This is a genomic window from Escherichia sp. TW14182, from assembly GCF_000208525.1.
Taxonomy (GTDB): domain Bacteria; phylum Pseudomonadota; class Gammaproteobacteria; order Enterobacterales; family Enterobacteriaceae; genus Escherichia; species Escherichia ruysiae.
Genome location: NZ_AEJZ01000017.1, coordinates 1 through 16384 on the forward strand (window position 1 = coordinate 1; position 16384 = coordinate 16384).

A 16384-nucleotide genomic window follows, 5' to 3' on the forward strand; every position below is an offset into this window, starting at 1 on the left:
ATAAATATGATGAAGTTAATTCAGCTTATTTATGGATGAAATCACTATGGATCCTTTGCACGCCGTTTACCTGACCGTCGGACTGTTCGTCATCACGTTTTTTAATCCAGGCGCAAATCTCTTTGTCGTGGTTCAAACCAGTCTGGCTTCTGGTCGTCGCGCGGGCGTACTCACCGGGCTTGGTGTGGCACTGGGCGACGCCATCTATTCCGGGCTGGGATTATTTGGGATGGCAACGCTCATTACTCAGTGTGAAGAGATTTTCTCACTCATTAAAATCGTCGGCGGTGCTTATCTCTTATGGTTTGCCTGGAACAGTATGCGCCGACAATCAACACCACAGATGAGCGCGTTACAGCAGCCCCTTAGCGCCCCCTGGTATGTATTTTTCCGCCGTGGGTTAATTACCGATCTCTCGAATCCACAAACAGTTTTATTTTTTATCAGTATCTTCTCAGTGACGTTAAGTGCAGAAACGCCGACCTGGGCGCGTTTAATGGCCTGGGCAGGGATTGTGCTCGCGTCTGTTATCTGGCGTATATTTCTTAGTCAGGCGTTTTCTTTACCCGCCGTGCGTCGCGCATATGGACGTATGCAGCAGGTCGCCAATCGGATTATTGGTATGGTTATTGGTCTATTCGCGCTACGGCTGATTTATGAAGGGGTGACGCGGCAATGAGCTGATGATTGGTAATTAATACGATTGAAAAGTTGGACCGCCATCGAGGCCTCGAACCCCGTACCATACAACAATCCTGGTTGTCGTCTGCTCTTCCTGATGAGCTAATGGCGGTTTTTTGATACGAACCTTACAGCATATTTTCTGTCAGGCCCTGGTGCGATGCATAAGATACAGAAAGTGCCCTACGCAAACCTGACGGAATTATGATTTTTTTCATATGAATGTCAACCCATACATTCACAAAATGTCTTTGTTGTTCATTAATAAAGCAATAGCGAATCCCTGTCGATTTACTCGCCCATGGTATTCCCTACGCCAGGGGAGTGCCCGCCAGCACCGCTTCAAAATCTGCGGCGCTCAGATCGGTTGCCCCTTTGAGCATATCTCTCGCCAATGCCCGGCGTCGGTTCAGTAATTCATCCAACGTTTCTTCAAAAGTCATTAACTGGCTATCACGCACCGTCGGATAATAGACGTAAACATCTTTCTGCTGCCCGATACGGTAGGCCCGATCGGTCGCCTGATCTTCCTTCGCCGGATTCCAGCAACGGGTAAAGTGGATGACATGATTTGCTTTCTGGACATTGACGCCAAACCCAACCGCGATGGTGGATAGAATAATGACGTTAAAACCGGGCGTTGATTGAAATGTATCGATCAGGCTCTGACGATTTTGATCGCTGCCAGATTTGGTGCTGGTATCACCATTAATAATAAAAGGCTTAAAGCCAAAATGCTGCGCAATCAGATGTTGCAGTTCTCGTTGAATATCGCGCAGTTCCGTAAAAATAATCACTTTGTCATCAGATGACTGGCGAATCGTATTTAATGTCTCCAGCAGCCATTTTACTTTCGGGGCATCGTTCCGTAAGCGCAAATCTGCACTGACGGAATAAGGCCATGCGCAAATAAGTTTCAGGCGATGCAGTAACCCCAGCATACCTGAGCCTCGTTGATCCAGCCCTTCGCTGATCTCCTGTTGATTTTGCCAGCTTGCAACCGAGTGGGTATAGAGATCCCGTTGCAATGGCAGCATATTCAACTGTTTACAGCGTTGATCTTCAATCTTATCCGGCAGGTCTTTCGCCACTTCTTCTTTGGTGCGGCGCAGCGTCTGCGGTTCTATTAATTTACGTAGCGATTCGAGGACAGCATTATCATTCTGTTGCTCAATGGGGCGCAGATAATCTTTACCAAAATTATTTAAAGCCCCCAACAAACCTGGCTGCACGAAGTCAAATAAACACCACAGATCGACAAGGGTATTTTCGACCGGTGTTCCGGTACATGCGACTTTAAATTGTGCCTGAATGGCTTTTGCCGATTGGGTAATTAATGCCGCCGGATTTTTAATTTTCTGCGCTTCGTCGCACACCATTATGGACCAGGGCTGACGAGCCAGCGAAAATTCCTGATCGCGCAACGTCTCATAGGTGGTAAGAACAATATGCGCGTCACCCACCCAGTCACTTTGCAGTAAGTTCTTAATCCCCTTACTTTTAAGCGCATGTGGAATACTCTCTTTCGCGCATTTCTTAGCCTTAAGTTCATTACCGTAGAGTTTTAAAATCGACACCTGCTCGCGCAGGAAGAAATTCCCAACCTCACGCTCCCAGTTATCGAGTAACGACACCGGAGCAACAATCAGCGAAGGAGGCGCATCCGGGAAACGTTCACGATGCCAGATGAGAAAAGTTAGAATCTGTAAGGTTTTACCCAGCCCCATATCGTCTGCGAGTAAACATCCCGCCGTCTCTATTGGCGACTTTAGATACAACTGCTGGAGCCACGCTACCCCTTTACGCTGGTGTTCACGTAGCTGAATGGACGTTTTGAGGATCATCGGCAGTTCGACTTCTGCCTGATGTGCGCCGAGCAAAGAATCCCGCCGTTGTTTAACATACAGCGCCTGCTCGATATTTTGTTCTATCAGCAGAACGGCGCGACTGACCGGTTCACTACTGACGCCATCATTTGTTTCACCGTCGATTTTCTTTTTCCATTTATCGTGGAAAATTTCTGCTTCTTCACGGGGCAAAAGGTTGTCGTTCCAGGGCATGGCGACTTCCGGCGCATCCGTGGCTTTTGCCTCTTCCAGCCGCTCTTCCAGTTCCTGAAAATGTTGATGATTATCGAGATCCCAGCCAGAGAACATGGCCTCGCACATCTCTTGCGCAAGGTTCTCCGGAAGCCATTTTTCACTTTCACTTTTGACCAGATAAGGCGAACTTATTTTTTCAAATTCACCGATCCCGATAACCCGGTCGCTGTATTTGTTCAGATCGAGGACGTGGGTAAAATTCATTCCCGCCGCCTGGTGCTGCCAGTTTTCAAGCAACGCCTGATAACCTTGCAGTTCTTCCTGGCTGAATCTGGAAAGCTCCAGATCGTAACCCTGCCAGACTCCGGCGGGCAGTTGTGCCGCTAACTTTTGCTCCAGTTCAGAGAGCAACGCCGCCAGTTCACCTGGACGTTTAAAGATATAGGTTTCATCCGCCACAGATTGCTCAGTTCTGGGGCTGAGAAGAAGCGTTACCGCCGCAATTTGCCTGTTTTCATCAATCTGCGGCTCCAGACGGAAATCATAAAAGTAGATCCCGGCGTCCTGCAAATTCTGCTCATAAACGTCAGGATCAAGCACCAGGCTCGCCTCTTCACCAATCCAGGTGTAGGGGTTGCGAACAAATGAGAGCGCATCATCCCCCGCCACGCGACGCCCCGTAATAGCGTGCACGGAGGTCAGGACGTCTTTGACTTCAGGGGAAAGAATGACATGATTTAAGACACCATCGTCCCCTAAAACACGGTAGCGATCCTGCACCTGTTGCGTGCGGTCAAAACTCTGTAACCAGTTGGCAGGCTGCTCATCAAAAACAGGTTCAATTTCCAGCACCGGAGTATCCACCACCAGCGATTTTCGCAGTTTTAACTGCAACGATTCCGGCCTGATGACGATCGTTTTCGCGAGATAGTCATCCAGTTTTGCCCCTGCTTTTTTGGCCTGCCGCCGTATTTTGGCCCAACGGGTTTGGTTGACCGTTTCGCCCGGCGTCTGTCGCTGCTGCAACCTGAGTTGCTGTAGTGCGTCCAGAAGTTGCCAGTTCTCTTCACTTAACACAAAGGTGCCTTCCGCAGAGGAAAAGCTGGCGCCTGTGCAAGTTATCTCAACAGGGCGATAGTCATCAGGTAGGGTCCATTTATCAATGAAAACGCGAAAAGTGTCATCGCTAATGCTTCCTGTTGCAGCAAGATGAGCCGTCAGATTGCGCTGTGAAGGGAAAGCAAAAATCGCCAGACTGCTGGCATAGTCGTCATTTTTCCGGATGCGGTAAAAATCATCCCAGCTAAGAAACCAGCAATCAGACCAGTGTGAAACATAATCTTCCTCATGAAGCTGTTCCAGGCATGAGGCGACAGGCCAGTTATCTTCGCTATCGGCAAGACTAAAGGGGAAAGCAAAACCCTCTTCTTTCATTACATACAGCGGCGCAAATGAAGCAGGTAGTGAAGTATTCTCTTTAATAAATTTACCCAACAATTTTTTGAACACTATTTGCTCCAGTAAGTAAATTTACCCAGCACAGGTTTAAACCCAAGGCTGAGTAATTTTTGTGCCGCTTCATGGTCTGGTTCATTGAACTGAATATGGATTGCGCCCCCCAGCCCTCGTTTATCCATCACTTTGCAATCGACCGAACGAATAATCTCCCGGATTTGTTGTTCCCGGTCGGGGAGATCTTTTTTGGCTTTTAACGAGGAGGCGATGATTTTGATTTGCTCTTCCCGGTCTGACTTTGCATCACTGACTTCATATTCAGATAACGATGCAGGTTCAGGCCGACTCACGGTCTTTGAGGCATTGAAGCGAGAGATATCCAAAGTGACAGAGGACTGATTTAAATCTTCCGCAACGTAATCAATACCCAGCTTACGAAGTTCTTCGTCATATCGGCTCATCCACCCCTCAATTCGGTTGAGTGAGTAGAGAAATACCGGCGACAAATGCGGTAAACGCAACCGGACTTTACGGCGGTTATTCCGCTTATCTTTCAGATCATAATCAATATCAAGAATGCCGGTTTCCGGATTAAAGGGCGCATTCCCCATATGGTAGGCATACATCGCCCCCACTTTCGAAAATTCGACAAACAGATAATCACCAATGCGCATAATCATGGCATTGTTATCGCGTGAACCAGAACCTTGCAAACGGCTTAATCGCCCTGCGTTTTTCGCCCTGAATTCAACATAATCGGCATCTTTGGATCGCAGCGCATCTTCGCCCAGCACAATGCGCGTATAGCTCATTTGGTTGGCAAAACGTAGCCAGTAGAACAGGCGCGCATGGTCAACATCCCGATTGCCTTTCAGCAATTCAAAGAACAGCTTCAGGTCGTCTTTGGCGAACCATCCTTGCACCATCAGTAATACCGGATTTTCAACGTGAACCTGCCAGCTTTTATTACGGCTGGTTAACTGCGGGTTTCCCCAATATTCCAGGGCCAATTGCTTGAGTTCGAAATGCGTTTGATGTTTAAAAGCCGACTGATAATAACGGGTCAGAGTGGCTGCCAGAATATTATCTTTAAACCGCGTAAGCTGGCGGCTCAAGGCGATAAGAGAATGAATTTTCTGCTGAAAAGCATCGTCAGTCAGGCAAAAAATCTCATTGACCAGGTGGTTAACAATTTTGCGCCATAACCAGCTGGTTTGCGGAATTTGCGCGACTTTCTCCAGCACCGAAATATCCGTGATTTCTCCACGCCCAAGCTGTTGTCCGAGAAGAAAACCTGCATTATCGGTAAAAATATCGCTATAGGTGTCAATGACCGACATCCAGGACATCTGACGCGGCGCACTCTCTTTTAGCTGTTGAAACCCACGAGCAATCTGCGTGCGTAGCTGAAGCCACTGCGGATTCTTTTCCGGTGTATCGCTGGAATGACCAAAGTAGCTGGTACATAGCGCCAGCCATTCGCGGCGTGTTAACCGCTGCTGCGCAATTTTTTGTTCAATTTCAGCGATAATCCTCGCGAAGTTTGTTGCATCATCAATCAATGCAATTTCAAACAGATCGCCTTCTGCCACGTCATTAAGGCCAAAAAAAATCATCTTCCACTCGAAGGGCTTTGGCGTATCCCCCGCACGCAGCCGGGCAATGGCCTGTCGGCGTTTCTCCAGAGGGGGAACCATCTGCACCGCGCGAGCATCTACCTTCCTCTCAAGTTGCGCGATAACGCGCTGAAGATAGTGAAAAGCATGACTTACCGTCGGCTGCACGTTCTGCTCCCGATAGGGCAGCAAACGGGTTTTCAGTTTTTCAATAGCGGAAGTCATTGCATGGCTCCCAACTGACAGGTTTCCTGACTAATGCCAGGAACAACATCCATGCTTTCGTCGCGCTTTTTGTCTTTCAGGCCAAAGAATTGCATCCGCAGTTCTACGCGACGGCTGGCTTCTTTGCTCTCTTTCGCATTGTTGAACGAAACCCCGCCCGCCAGAAATAATTTACGGATCTGGACCTGTTGTTCCGGGGTTATTTTTTGCTGTAGCGCGCTTCTGCTATCCAGCAAACTGCACATCACCCATTCCGAGCGTTGCAACGAAAGGTGCAGGTTATAGAGATAAGAACCGTCAGTATCCGTAAAACCTTCTATAACAATTTGCTTAAACCATTTTTTGCCTTCATCGCTATTTGCCGCCTCCAGCACTAACGGCACCACATCCTGTAGCGCCTGTAATCCTTCGGCGTTAAGCGCAAAGCGATTGTGCTCAAAACGCCCTGCTTCACCAAAGCTGATACGGTTGTCATGGCAGTCAACCTGAATCGTCTTGTTGAGATTTTTCGCCTGAAGCTCAAGTTTTTCACACAGGCGAGCGATATCATGCCCGCGCGATTTCTCCCCCGCCTCCGCCTGCTGGATCCGCTGCGTAACAGAGCTAAGTGACGCCACCATCACCACCAGAAACAGCACCATCATGGCGGTCATCAGGTCTGCATAGGAGATCCAGAAGGGTTTTTCCGCTTCATCGCTGCGCCGTTGCCTGCCATTAAATACCCGGTTAAACATCAGCCTGTTCCTTACGCGCGACGATGACGGAGTACTGTTTCCAGCGTATCCACGCTTTCACCGATAATCTCAACCGAAGAACTTAAGGCTCCCGCCGCTTTCGTCAGTTGCGTATCCATCTCTTGCAGTGAACGATTCAGGCCGTTTTCCACTCCGGTCGTAAAGGATTCAAAACTGGTTCCCATTACCTCGGCAATGTTATGCAGGAACTCCTGAGCCTCACGGTTATATTGTTGCAGGCGTTCAGAGTACGCTTTCAGATCGTCAACAAAACGGCTGCGCGATGTTTGTTCATCATGGCTACGGTTAATCAGCGTTTCGAGTGCCGTTATGGCATTCGCCACGACTTCACGGGTATTACGATAATCGGCAATCAATGCCCCCAACTCCGCGCTGGCACTGGAAAGCGTGCGTCCTGCCTGTTGCGTGCCATTGAGCACCTCGGCGGTCAACTGATTAGCCTCAGCAACACGATCGCCCGCAGCTTCAAAGCGGTCGGCAGCCACGCGCATTTTATCGGCTCCTGTTTGTATCTCTTCCAGATGGCGCGTGGTGTTTTGCGCCATCCGTTGCAGCAGATCGCCTGAAGCAGATTGCTGTTCACGCAGCATCTGCATCAGCGACTCAACCTGACTTTCAAGCTGACCAATGATTCGCTGCGCTTCCTGTTGTAACGCACTCTGCGCAGATTGCTGTTGCTGACTGAGCGACTTCTGACCTTCTTCCAGTTGCCCAAACAGGTTGCCAAGTTGGCTACCCAGATGATCGATACCGCTGGTCATTTTCTCTCGCAGGGCATCCTGACCGGAATGCATGGTTTGCTGTAACGACGTCATAAACTGTTGCTGTTGCTCAGCCGCCGCCTGCTCACGCGCTTCGCTACGTGCCAGAAGCTGCTGAGTTTCTTCATGCAGCACGCGTTGCCCCTGTTCCTGAGTCTGGCTCATCTGTTTTTGCCCTGACTCCAGTTGGCTGAATACGCCCGCCAGGTTTTGCGTCAGCGTTTCGATACCTTTGCTCATATTGCCCATCAGCAGATTTTGCGCCTGGTTTTGCTGCTGATTAAGTTGCTGCTGACCATTTTCCAGTTGTGCAAAGAGCGTCGCCATATGGCTGCCAAGCGTATCCACGGAAGCTGCCATTTTCTCCATGGTTTCATTTTGCCCTTGCTGAACACTGGACTGGATAGCCTCAATAAACGCGCGCATCTGTTCCGCCATCGCTTTTTCACGCGCTTCGCTGTCGGCAAAGATTTTTTCCAGTTGTTGCGCCATCCGTTCGCCCGCGCCCTCACCTTCTGCGCCAATACGGGCAACGGATTCCTGCAAGCTGCGCAGCATCTCATTCATCCCTGCCTGCATCTCCTGCTGACCGCTTTTCATTTCGCTTAACAGTTGAGAGATCAGTTGCGCGCTGCCCTGACGTGAGTCATCCCCGGCCTGACGCATATCCTGCAACAACGTTGAGAAGCCGCTTTGCATAGACTGAATGGCTTCCACAGAACGCCCCATCATCTCTTGCATGGTGGTGAATTGCTGACCAAAGGTGTTATCCATTTTGCTCATAAAGGCGGTCAGGACGTTCTCCAGCATCGACTGCACACGATGGCTCTGATCGCCGGAGGCGGTTTGCACCACACCAGCAATTTTATCCAGCGGATTTTTCAGACTGGTTTCGATAGCACCACTGACCTGTTCAGCAAACTGTTGGCCTGACTCGCGGTATGTTGTTGATAATGTCTCTGCCAGCTTTTGATTTTCCCGCACCTGGCTATCCACCAGGTTTTGCAGCATTTCACGCAGGTCAGTGACCAGACCATCCTTAAGTTGCCGCGCATGGGTGGTGTTTTCTTTAGTACTGGAAAGAAGTTGCGAAAGGTAATCTTCACCGACGCCGCCCTCAAAAAGCTGGTCAATGCTGGCGGTAAGAAGTTCAAGGTTTTTATAACATTGCGCCAGTCGCCATTTTTCAAACATGGTGACCAGAATGGAAAACGTAATAGCAAACGCCGAACCTAAAAACGCATACAGAACGTCGCGTAAAAGGTTAGCGACGCTGGCGCTGACCTGCTCTGGCGTGCTGGGGTCAAAATGGTGCAAACCAATCATCAGCCCCGAAAAGGTGCCGATGATCCCAATTCCGGTCAGGATGCCAGGGAGATGTTTAAACGCTTCCGTATAGAGAGGAATTTCGACTAATAACGGTTCCGTAAACCATGCTGACGACGGAGCCGTTGAACGGATGGCGCTAATTTTTTTTTGCCCGCTGTTTTCGTCAAACTCAAACTGGCGATGTAGAGACTCTTTAAATTCGCTCCAGGGATGCGCAAAAAATTTATCAGAGAATAACGCGTCTAATTTTTCGAGTTGTTGTGCCGGTTTTTCATTGCCAAGTTGCCGAATTGCTTTCGCTTTTTGTTTAAAGCGCGCTGAAACCCTAAATGAAGGAATAGCGTAACGGACAATGAAACCCAACAACAAAACCCCAACCACAATAGCGACATAAATCGGCACATTTTCTGGATTAACAGAGGTTAACGTGTCGAGGAACAAAGTCAGCGAAAACATCTAAATACCTTGAGTGAAGGAAAAGAAATTTGCAGGGCAGAACATCACCAGCAACGAAAAAAATCGCCCGCTCATTATAGGAAAAGTCTCGATTTTTACATCAATAAAACGTTATATATCTCACAAAAACATTGATCACACGCATACGTAAGAAATTTAAACCGCTTGGTGAAAATAATTCACTGAATTTATGCTTTATGACACAAAGATTGGGGATTTTATTTTTTCGCCGCCAGACTTACGTATGAAACTTTTTCGTAGGGCGCGCTGCTTCTAATAACGTCCAGTCACTATTCAACGAGACAATTAAATGAGTGAGATTGACATTAAGGGCGATGAAACGCTGGTTGCTCTGCTACTGAATGCCGACAAAAACGATATCGATCTGCTGATTGATTACATTACCCCAGACGGAAAATTTAATTTTTCCCAGTCTGACCGCGTTAAAAAGGCCTTGCGCGATGGTAAAAATAGCGAAGCTGTTGATGAGGAAACATTGCGTTTGCTGATTCGCGAACTGCAACATTTTGGCGGTAACACCGTAATGAATCTGTTCCGACGCAATGGCGTTAGCTATAGCGAAATTGTTGACGATGTCGCCAGCCATCTGAAAATTAAAGTCGCGAAAAATGCCCCGGTAAAAGAAAAAGAATCACTGATTATCGATGCCGTTTTTGCGTCATCCTGGAACAAAATGTCAGATGACGATCGCCGTCAGCTTCTCCGTGATATGGGAATTAACACCAGTATTAGCCTGGATAAGTTGTCACGTATGGAGCTGCCACTTTTGCAACGTGCGGCAATGGTAGCAAGCGGTCTGGCGCAGATCGCCACGGGGAAGGCACTCCCGCTAATTGCGGGTCTGGGGATAGGTCGCGTGTTGGGCGTTCTCACCGGTCCTGTCGGGTTAGCCCTCACCGGTTTATATACCGCTTATGATATTTCCAACCCGGCGTTCCGAATCACCTTGCCCTGTGTAGTGCAAATTGCCTGGATTCGCTTAAAAAATTCCCGCCATCACCGTCTGAGCGAATCGGTATCATCAACGGCAATGTCAACCGCAAACTATGGCAATCGCTGGGTGTTTGAAAATGAAAAGTCGCAGCGCGTTTTAACTGTATCGTCTATCGCTTTAAATGAAATTACCCACCCCGACACTCTGATACGACATGACATTACTGAAATTTCACGGTTAGGCCCACTCTTACAGACGCTTCCTTCGCTCGCCACCGCCGCCCATGTCGCCAGTCATCACTATATGGAAGTCATAATTGATGGCGCACTGGCGAAAGTGAAAGATGGCTCGGGATATCGTGGCTTCAGTCTCGGGGAAAAAGGAATTAAAGCGCACGCAGTTTTGCTGAACCCTGACAAACTGAATCAATTAGTCAATGCCAGCATATTACTGAATGTCGCTTCAGCGATACTGGCACAAAAACATCTGGCAGATATCAGCAATAAACTGACGCAGATAATTGAAACTATTCGGGAGATTTCTGCGTTCCAGAACAATGCCCGCAAATCTGAAATTGTCGGCGCTATTCAGTATTTACAGCAAATCACACCTGTCGTCATTGAGGGGCAATCTTCGCCAGAAATACGGCAAATACTTGAAGCTATCGAAAAAGATTTTTCAACGCTCCAGGATCATCTGCTGACGGATATTGCCTTTGCTGGCGAGAAGGTAGCCTCTATAAATGACGGCAGTTTTTTCAGTAGCGCAACCATCACCAGTAAAATTCAGGCGCAACAAAAAATTATTGAAGAACGGACGATGGAGTGGGATTTAGCGATGAGGGTACGCGGGCAAGCATTACATCTGGTCAGCCATAGTGAGGGTCAGACGATGCTGGTAGAACGCCGTCAGCAGGCTATAGAACACCATTATGCGCAGTTCGATACAGTTATCAGCAAGGTAGAAAAACAATTACAGTCACGAATTGATAGCATCGGCGCCGTAGCAGAACAGGCGAATACCACCAGCGCCAATAAAGTCATTTTGCGAAAATGGTGCAATAACAGCTTAATGCCGCAAAAAGTCGCAATTAAGGAAGCCCGCATGGCGTTCGACCAATTCCAGCAAAATATGCTGGACAAGCCGTTGCAGACCAGCCGCATGTTGGTGGAAATGAAAGACGGAAAACCGGTGAAGTGTTATGCGTTGCCGGATGCTTAAGGCGGCTCGTAAGGTTTACTGTGTGGTTAGCGGTGCCACACACAATGTCTCCGGCTCAGAAGAATCAAGGCCAACAAACCCATATTCAAGTTGCCCCACTCCCTGGGGCGATAAATCTCTTACGACTCACCGTTGAAGACATTTCAAACGGACATCAACCTGCCACACGCCCCCATACCAGTTGCCCTTTATGGAACGTTGCTGTACGTGGCGAGATACGCGCCACCGCCTCGGCGGAACAGGAGGCGTCCACCAGCACAAAGCTGGCGTCATCCTGCGCTTTTGGCCAGACGCGCTCGCCTTTTTCATTCAGCGGCAGGACATCGCCGGTGGCTAAAAACAGCGATCGGGAGAGGTTCTGTTCGTTAGGACGAATATAGAGTTGCGCGTACAGATTGGCTTTTTCCAGCATGTCGCCCAGGCCGTAAGGCGACCAGTGGTCGATAACGCTGTCGGTGCCGGTCATCACTTTGACGCCCTTATCGTGCAGTTGTTTGAGCGGCATATGCAACGTGCCAATCGGCACCGTCGAGGCGATAGTAATTTGCTGCGCCGCCATGCGGTTTGCCAGTTCATCCACCTGTTGCTCGTTAAGCGTTGCCAGCGCAAAGGCGTGACTGATGGTCAGCTTGCCCTTCAGTTGCGGCGTTTTCTCTACGGTTTCAACCATATAATTGATGGCCGCCACGCCTGCCGGCGTGGTTTCGTGCAGGTGAATATCGACGCCTTTGTCGTAGTCCAGCGCAATCTGGAACATGGTGTCGAGAGATTTTTCCATCGCGCCATCAACGCTGGTGGGATCCAGCCCGCCGACGTAATGCGCCCCCGCCTGCATCGCTTCGCGCATTAAGGGTTCCGATTTCGACAACAGCAAACCGTGCTGCGGGAAGGCGACAATTTCACACTCGAAGCCCGCCTGACGTCGTGCCAGCACCGCCTGTAAGTTATGCAGATTTTTCAGGCCGGAAACCGGTTCGATATTGCAGTGGCTACGGGCAATGGTGGTGCCTTTCGACTGCAATAAATCGATCAGTTTTTCCGCCCGCTCCTGAGTGTAAGGTTGCAGCTCCGGCAGCATTTTCTGCTCAAGCTTAATCATGTCCTGGATGGTGGTGCCTGCCGGGCGATTGAGCGAGCGCCACGGCCCGCCGTAAAAGGTTTTGTCGAGATGAATATGCATGTCGCGGGTGGTGGGCAGCATCAACTTACCGCCAGCGTCATAGTGCGGCAGCGTGGCGTCCGGATGCTGCTTGTTCTCGCGCAGGGCAACAATTTTGCCGTCCTGAATCTCCACGGTCTGGCGCGCCGTGCGGGTCTGTACTGCCACGCCTTTTTCGTAGTCAAAACCGGTTTCCAGCAGCACGTTGTCGAGATAGTAGTGCGGGTCAGTGATTTTCATGGTGTTATTCGCTTCGCAGTTTGTGATGCCAGAGACCGCCGCATGGGCAAGCGGCACAGAGGTACCAAACAGCGCGGCGGCGGTGACCATCTTACCGCTCTGGCTCAGAAACTCACGGCGGCTATTACTTTCTTTCATCTTACGTCCTTACGTTTTAATGATATGGGTGCCCGTTTCACCGCGCAGCGCCGCTGGCAGGCATTCTGGCGTGGTGATAATCACTTCTTTTCCGCCCTGTTCCAGGAATGTGAGGCTGGCGATAATTTTTGGCAACATGCTGCCGGGCGGGAAATGCCCTTCCTGCATATAGCGGGTCATGGTGGCAATATCCACCCGATCGAGCGCCTGCTGCTGGGGTTTGCCAAAGTGAATACACACTTTTTCCACGCCGGTGGTGATCACCAGAATGTCGGCGTGAATTTCGCGGGCCAGTAGCGCGGTAGAGAGATCTTTGTCGATAACCGCGTCCACGCTTTGGTAATCCCCCGCTTCGCTGCGCACCACCGGAATTCCGCCGCCGCCCGCGCCAATCACTACAAAGCCTTGTTGGATCAGTGCCTTAATGGCAGGTGCTTCGACAATACGTTTCGGTTCCGGCGAGGCGACTACGCGGCGATAGCCCCGTCCGGCATCCTCAACAAAATGCCAGTCCGGGTTTGCCTTTTGTAATTCGTCACGCTGGCTTTCACTGAAGAATGCGCCGATGGGCTTGGTGGGATGAGCAAAACCCGGATCGTTTTTATCCACTTCCACCTGAGTCACCACGGTGACGGCCTTTTTCTCGCCGTGACGCGCCAGTCGGTTGTTCAGCGCCTGTTGGATCAGATAGCCAATGCCGCCTTGCGTATCTGCCACACAGTTCGCCAGCGGCGTTAAGGGCAGCCCTTCACGCTCGTGGGCAATCTCCGCGCGGCGTAAATCCAGCCCGACCTGCGGCCCGTTGCCGTGGGTCAGCACAATGTCGTAATCGGAAGCCAGCATTTCCAGCACCGTATCGGCGACGGCTTTCACCGCCTCTGCCTGATGCTCAATCGACTGGCTGGCGTTATCTTTGATAATGCTGTTGCCACCAATGGCAACGACCACAAGTTCTTTCATGTTGTTATGTCCGCTACAGAGGGTGATGGGGTTATGACCAACGCCAGACTGCCTGATGCGCTACGCTTATCAGGCCTACAGATTCTTGTGCCATCCGGCAATGGTGAAAAATGCCTGATGCGACGCTCGCGCGTCTTATCAGGCCTACAAACTCTTGTGCCATTCGTAGGCCGGATAAGGCGTTCACGCCGCATCCGGCATAAACATGTAAGTCAGACGCCGTAACGTTCGCACCAGCCAAGAATGGCTTTCTCGAAGCAGGCGAATGGCGGATGCACAATGCCCGCGCCAATCATGCCGACGCCCGCATCTTTATGGGCGATGGCGGTGTTGATCACTGGCAGAATGCCGCTGCTGCCCACGCGGGTGATGTCGATAGCCGACGGTACGCCCATAAAACCGAGCAGCGGAATGGTGACGTTCGGGTTCTCGCCGAGAGTGATTTCACGCATCTGGCGGGAGAAATCGATAGCCTCTTCCACCGTGCCGCCCACCAGCGCGACGATTGCGGGCGCGGTCGCCATAGCAAATCCACCAATGCCGTAGGTTTCGGTGATGGCGCTGTCGCCGATATCCAGCCCCGAATCCTCCGGCTTATACCCGGCAAACATCGGGCCGATCACCTGCTGCGCCGGACCGGTAAACCATTGCCCTGGCAGGCCGCTGACCCGCAGGCCGAACTCAACGCCGTTACGCGCCATGGTGGTGACCACGGTGCTGTATTCGATGCCGTGCGCCGCATCCATCGCCGCTTTACACATCGCCATCCACGTCGGGCCGGAGAAGTAGTCGCTGCTGGCGACAAACTCAAACACTTCGCGCTGTTGCTCGACGGAATAGCCCGCCTGAATAATCCCCGGCGTCAGCGCCTGAATCAGCAGCGTCGTCCCGGCGTTATTGCGGTTATGACACTCATCGCCCATATGCAGCGCCTGCGCCAGCATTAAGCGCAGATCGATCTCACCGATAATTTTCATCGCGTCGCGCAGCATTGGTCCCTGCACATCGCGCATCCAGTTGAGGCGGTCGATCACGCTCTGGTCGTTGGCGCCCATACGCAAAATCTTCGCCATCTGCTCGCTCATGTTGGTGTAAGCGATGTTGCCGTAGGTTTTGTTTTTCACGATGTGCATAAACATCGAGGCCGAGGTAACCCCCGCCATCGACCCCACGCAATCATGTTCGTGGCACGGCGAGAAGGTGATCTCCCCGGAAGCCGCCAGTTCAGCCGCCTCGTCGAGGTCTTTCGCCAGCCCTTCGAACACCAGCGCCCCGGTGACCGCGCCTTTCATCGCGCCGCACATTTTTTCCCAGGTGACCGGTGGTCCGGCGTGAAGAATGGTTTTCGCCGTCATGCCCGGCACCACGTTAATCGCCTGATCAAAACCAATTAGCACCGGATGCGACTGAATAATGCGCTCCAGCGCCTGCTGATTAGCGGCAGCGATTTTGTCTGCCAGCGGCGAATCGGCAATGTTATCCAGCGCCTGTACCACCTGCATATTGCCCTGCCCCGGCGGCGTCCAGTCGAGTTGATTCACTTCTACATGCTGCTTTTTCAGGTCATCGCTAAACATGGCGATACCGACGTTAATAACGTTCAACGGTTGGCTAAACAGTGACGGGCTCATCAGGCTTCCTCCCCTTTGCAGATAAATTCACGCGCCAGCAATCCGGTATTGGTGCTGCTGCTCGCCAGAATCACTCCGGCATCAAGCAACATCTGGCTTTGTTGTTCTAACGATGGCGTATCAAGATCGGTACCCAGCACATAGGCGAGAATGATCAACTCGCGGCCTTCGGCAGCGGCGATCGCTTTCGCTTCTTTGATCGCTTCAATGGTGGAACCGACCGGATCTTCATGCGATCCAAATCCGAGCACAAAATCCATCACGATCACCGCCACTTCGGGATCGCGCGCCTCTTCGATCAAGCGGCTGATACGGTTGGTGGGGTCAATCATTGGATGTGGTTTGCCGTTGGTGAAGTCGTCATCGCCAAAGTCGAGGAAGGTGTGTTTGATGCTGCGGTTGATATCTTTCAGGCGGAATTCAGGATCGGGCTGAATGTTGCTGTACACATCGCCGTGTTTTTCCATCACCGCGAACATCGTTTCGTCGCACAGCGTGCCGCCGCAGAACAGGCCACGAATGTATTTCTGTTGCGGCTTCAGGCGAGCGCGCACGTCAGCAATCAACGGCTGGTTTAGCGTATGCAGGTCGAGATGTTCTTGTTTCACGCCGGAAAGCATCACTGCTTTCAGCGCCGCTTCTTTGGTGCCGCGAGCAAACTGTAGCCCCTGCTCATCCACTGGCGTTTCGCCACGACCGAGGAAGCAGACTACCACCGGTTTGCGGCAGGCGCGCGCGCGTTCCAGCACTTTGCCAGCCA

The 16384-nt window shown here is 51.0% G+C and carries 10 protein-coding genes; 2 read left to right on the forward strand and 8 right to left on the reverse strand.

Annotated elements, in window-relative coordinates; translation table 11 throughout:
- Positions 1-46 precede the first annotated feature (46 nt).
- A complete protein-coding gene (locus EQY_RS0101815; protein WP_024212367.1) occupies positions 47-679 on the forward strand; it encodes a LysE family transporter in 633 nt (210 codons plus the stop codon).
- A gap of 313 nt (positions 680-992) precedes the next feature.
- Here the strand turns inward: EQY_RS0101815 and zorD are convergent, their stop codons facing one another.
- Genes zorD through zorA1 form a run of 4 tightly spaced genes read right to left on the reverse strand, consistent with a single transcriptional unit; the run spans position 993 to position 9320 of the window.
- The gene (gene zorD, locus EQY_RS0101820; RefSeq protein WP_000473720.1) at positions 993-4232 is read right to left on the reverse strand and encodes a type I Zorya anti-phage system protein ZorD; all 3240 of its coding nucleotides are present in this window, start codon (positions 4230-4232) and stop codon (positions 993-995) included.
- Positions 4232-6019: a type I Zorya anti-phage system protein ZorC gene (gene zorC / locus EQY_RS0101825; protein ID WP_000199506.1), complete on the reverse strand. Its 1788-nt coding sequence runs from the start codon at positions 6017-6019 to the stop codon at positions 4232-4234. Before zorC ends, zorD begins: the two co-directional genes overlap by 1 nt.
- A complete protein-coding gene (zorB1, locus tag EQY_RS0101830) occupies positions 6016-6753 on the reverse strand; it encodes a type I Zorya anti-phage system protein ZorB1 (RefSeq protein WP_000483327.1) in 738 nt (245 codons plus the stop codon). Before zorB1 ends, zorC begins: the two co-directional genes overlap by 4 nt.
- 11 nt (positions 6754-6764) lie before the next feature.
- Positions 6765-9320, reverse strand: a complete 2556-nt coding sequence (gene zorA1 / locus EQY_RS0101835) for a type I Zorya anti-phage system protein ZorA1 (protein WP_000492259.1) — start codon at positions 9318-9320, stop codon at positions 6765-6767.
- 310 nt (positions 9321-9630) lie between these two features.
- Here zorA1 and EQY_RS0101840 point away from each other — a divergent pair, with 310 nt between their 5' ends.
- Entirely contained in the window at positions 9631-11496 is a 1866-nt protein-coding gene (locus EQY_RS0101840) for a YaaW family protein (protein ID WP_001289340.1), read from the forward strand.
- A gap of 154 nt (positions 11497-11650) precedes the next feature.
- Here the strand turns inward: EQY_RS0101840 and EQY_RS0101845 are convergent, their stop codons facing one another.
- From EQY_RS0101845 to EQY_RS0101865, 4 genes are all read right to left on the reverse strand, one after another.
- Entirely contained in the window at positions 11651-13033 is a 1383-nt protein-coding gene (locus EQY_RS0101845) for an amidohydrolase family protein (protein WP_000665138.1), read from the reverse strand.
- A 9-nt stretch (positions 13034-13042) separates the two neighbouring features.
- Positions 13043-13993, reverse strand: a complete 951-nt coding sequence (locus tag EQY_RS0101850) for a carbamate kinase family protein (protein ID WP_000661628.1) — start codon at positions 13991-13993, stop codon at positions 13043-13045.
- Positions 13994-14205: 212 nt separating this feature from the next.
- The gene (locus EQY_RS0101860) at positions 14206-15624 is read right to left on the reverse strand and encodes a YlbE family protein (protein ID WP_000075080.1); all 1419 of its coding nucleotides are present in this window, start codon (positions 15622-15624) and stop codon (positions 14206-14208) included.
- Positions 15624-16384, reverse strand: a 761-nt coding sequence (locus EQY_RS0101865; RefSeq protein ID WP_000518325.1) for a hypothetical protein, incomplete at its 5' end; no start/stop codon positions are given. The genes EQY_RS0101865 and EQY_RS0101860, both read right to left, overlap by 1 nt.

Excerpts from the sequence above, each read along its gene's own strand:
- zorB1 (WP_000483327.1), bottom strand. The coding sequence starts at position 6,753 with ATGTTTAACCGGGTATTTAATGGCAGGCAACGGCGCAGCGATGAAGCG.
- EQY_RS0101860 (WP_000075080.1), bottom strand. The coding sequence starts at position 15,624 with ATGAGCCCGTCACTGTTTAGCCAACCGTTGAACGTTATTAACGTCGGT.
- EQY_RS0101840 (WP_001289340.1), top strand. The coding sequence starts at position 9,631 with ATGAGTGAGATTGACATTAAGGGCGATGAAACGCTGGTTGCTCTGCTA.
- zorC (WP_000199506.1), bottom strand. The coding sequence starts at position 6,019 with ATGACTTCCGCTATTGAAAAACTGAAAACCCGTTTGCTGCCCTATCGG.
- EQY_RS0101845 (WP_000665138.1), bottom strand. The coding sequence starts at position 13,033 with ATGAAAGAAAGTAATAGCCGCCGTGAGTTTCTGAGCCAGAGCGGTAAG.
- EQY_RS0101850 (WP_000661628.1), bottom strand. The coding sequence starts at position 13,993 with ATGAAAGAACTTGTGGTCGTTGCCATTGGTGGCAACAGCATTATCAAA.
- EQY_RS0101815 (WP_024212367.1), top strand. The coding sequence starts at position 47 with ATGGATCCTTTGCACGCCGTTTACCTGACCGTCGGACTGTTCGTCATC.
- zorA1 (WP_000492259.1), bottom strand. The coding sequence starts at position 9,320 with ATGTTTTCGCTGACTTTGTTCCTCGACACGTTAACCTCTGTTAATCCA.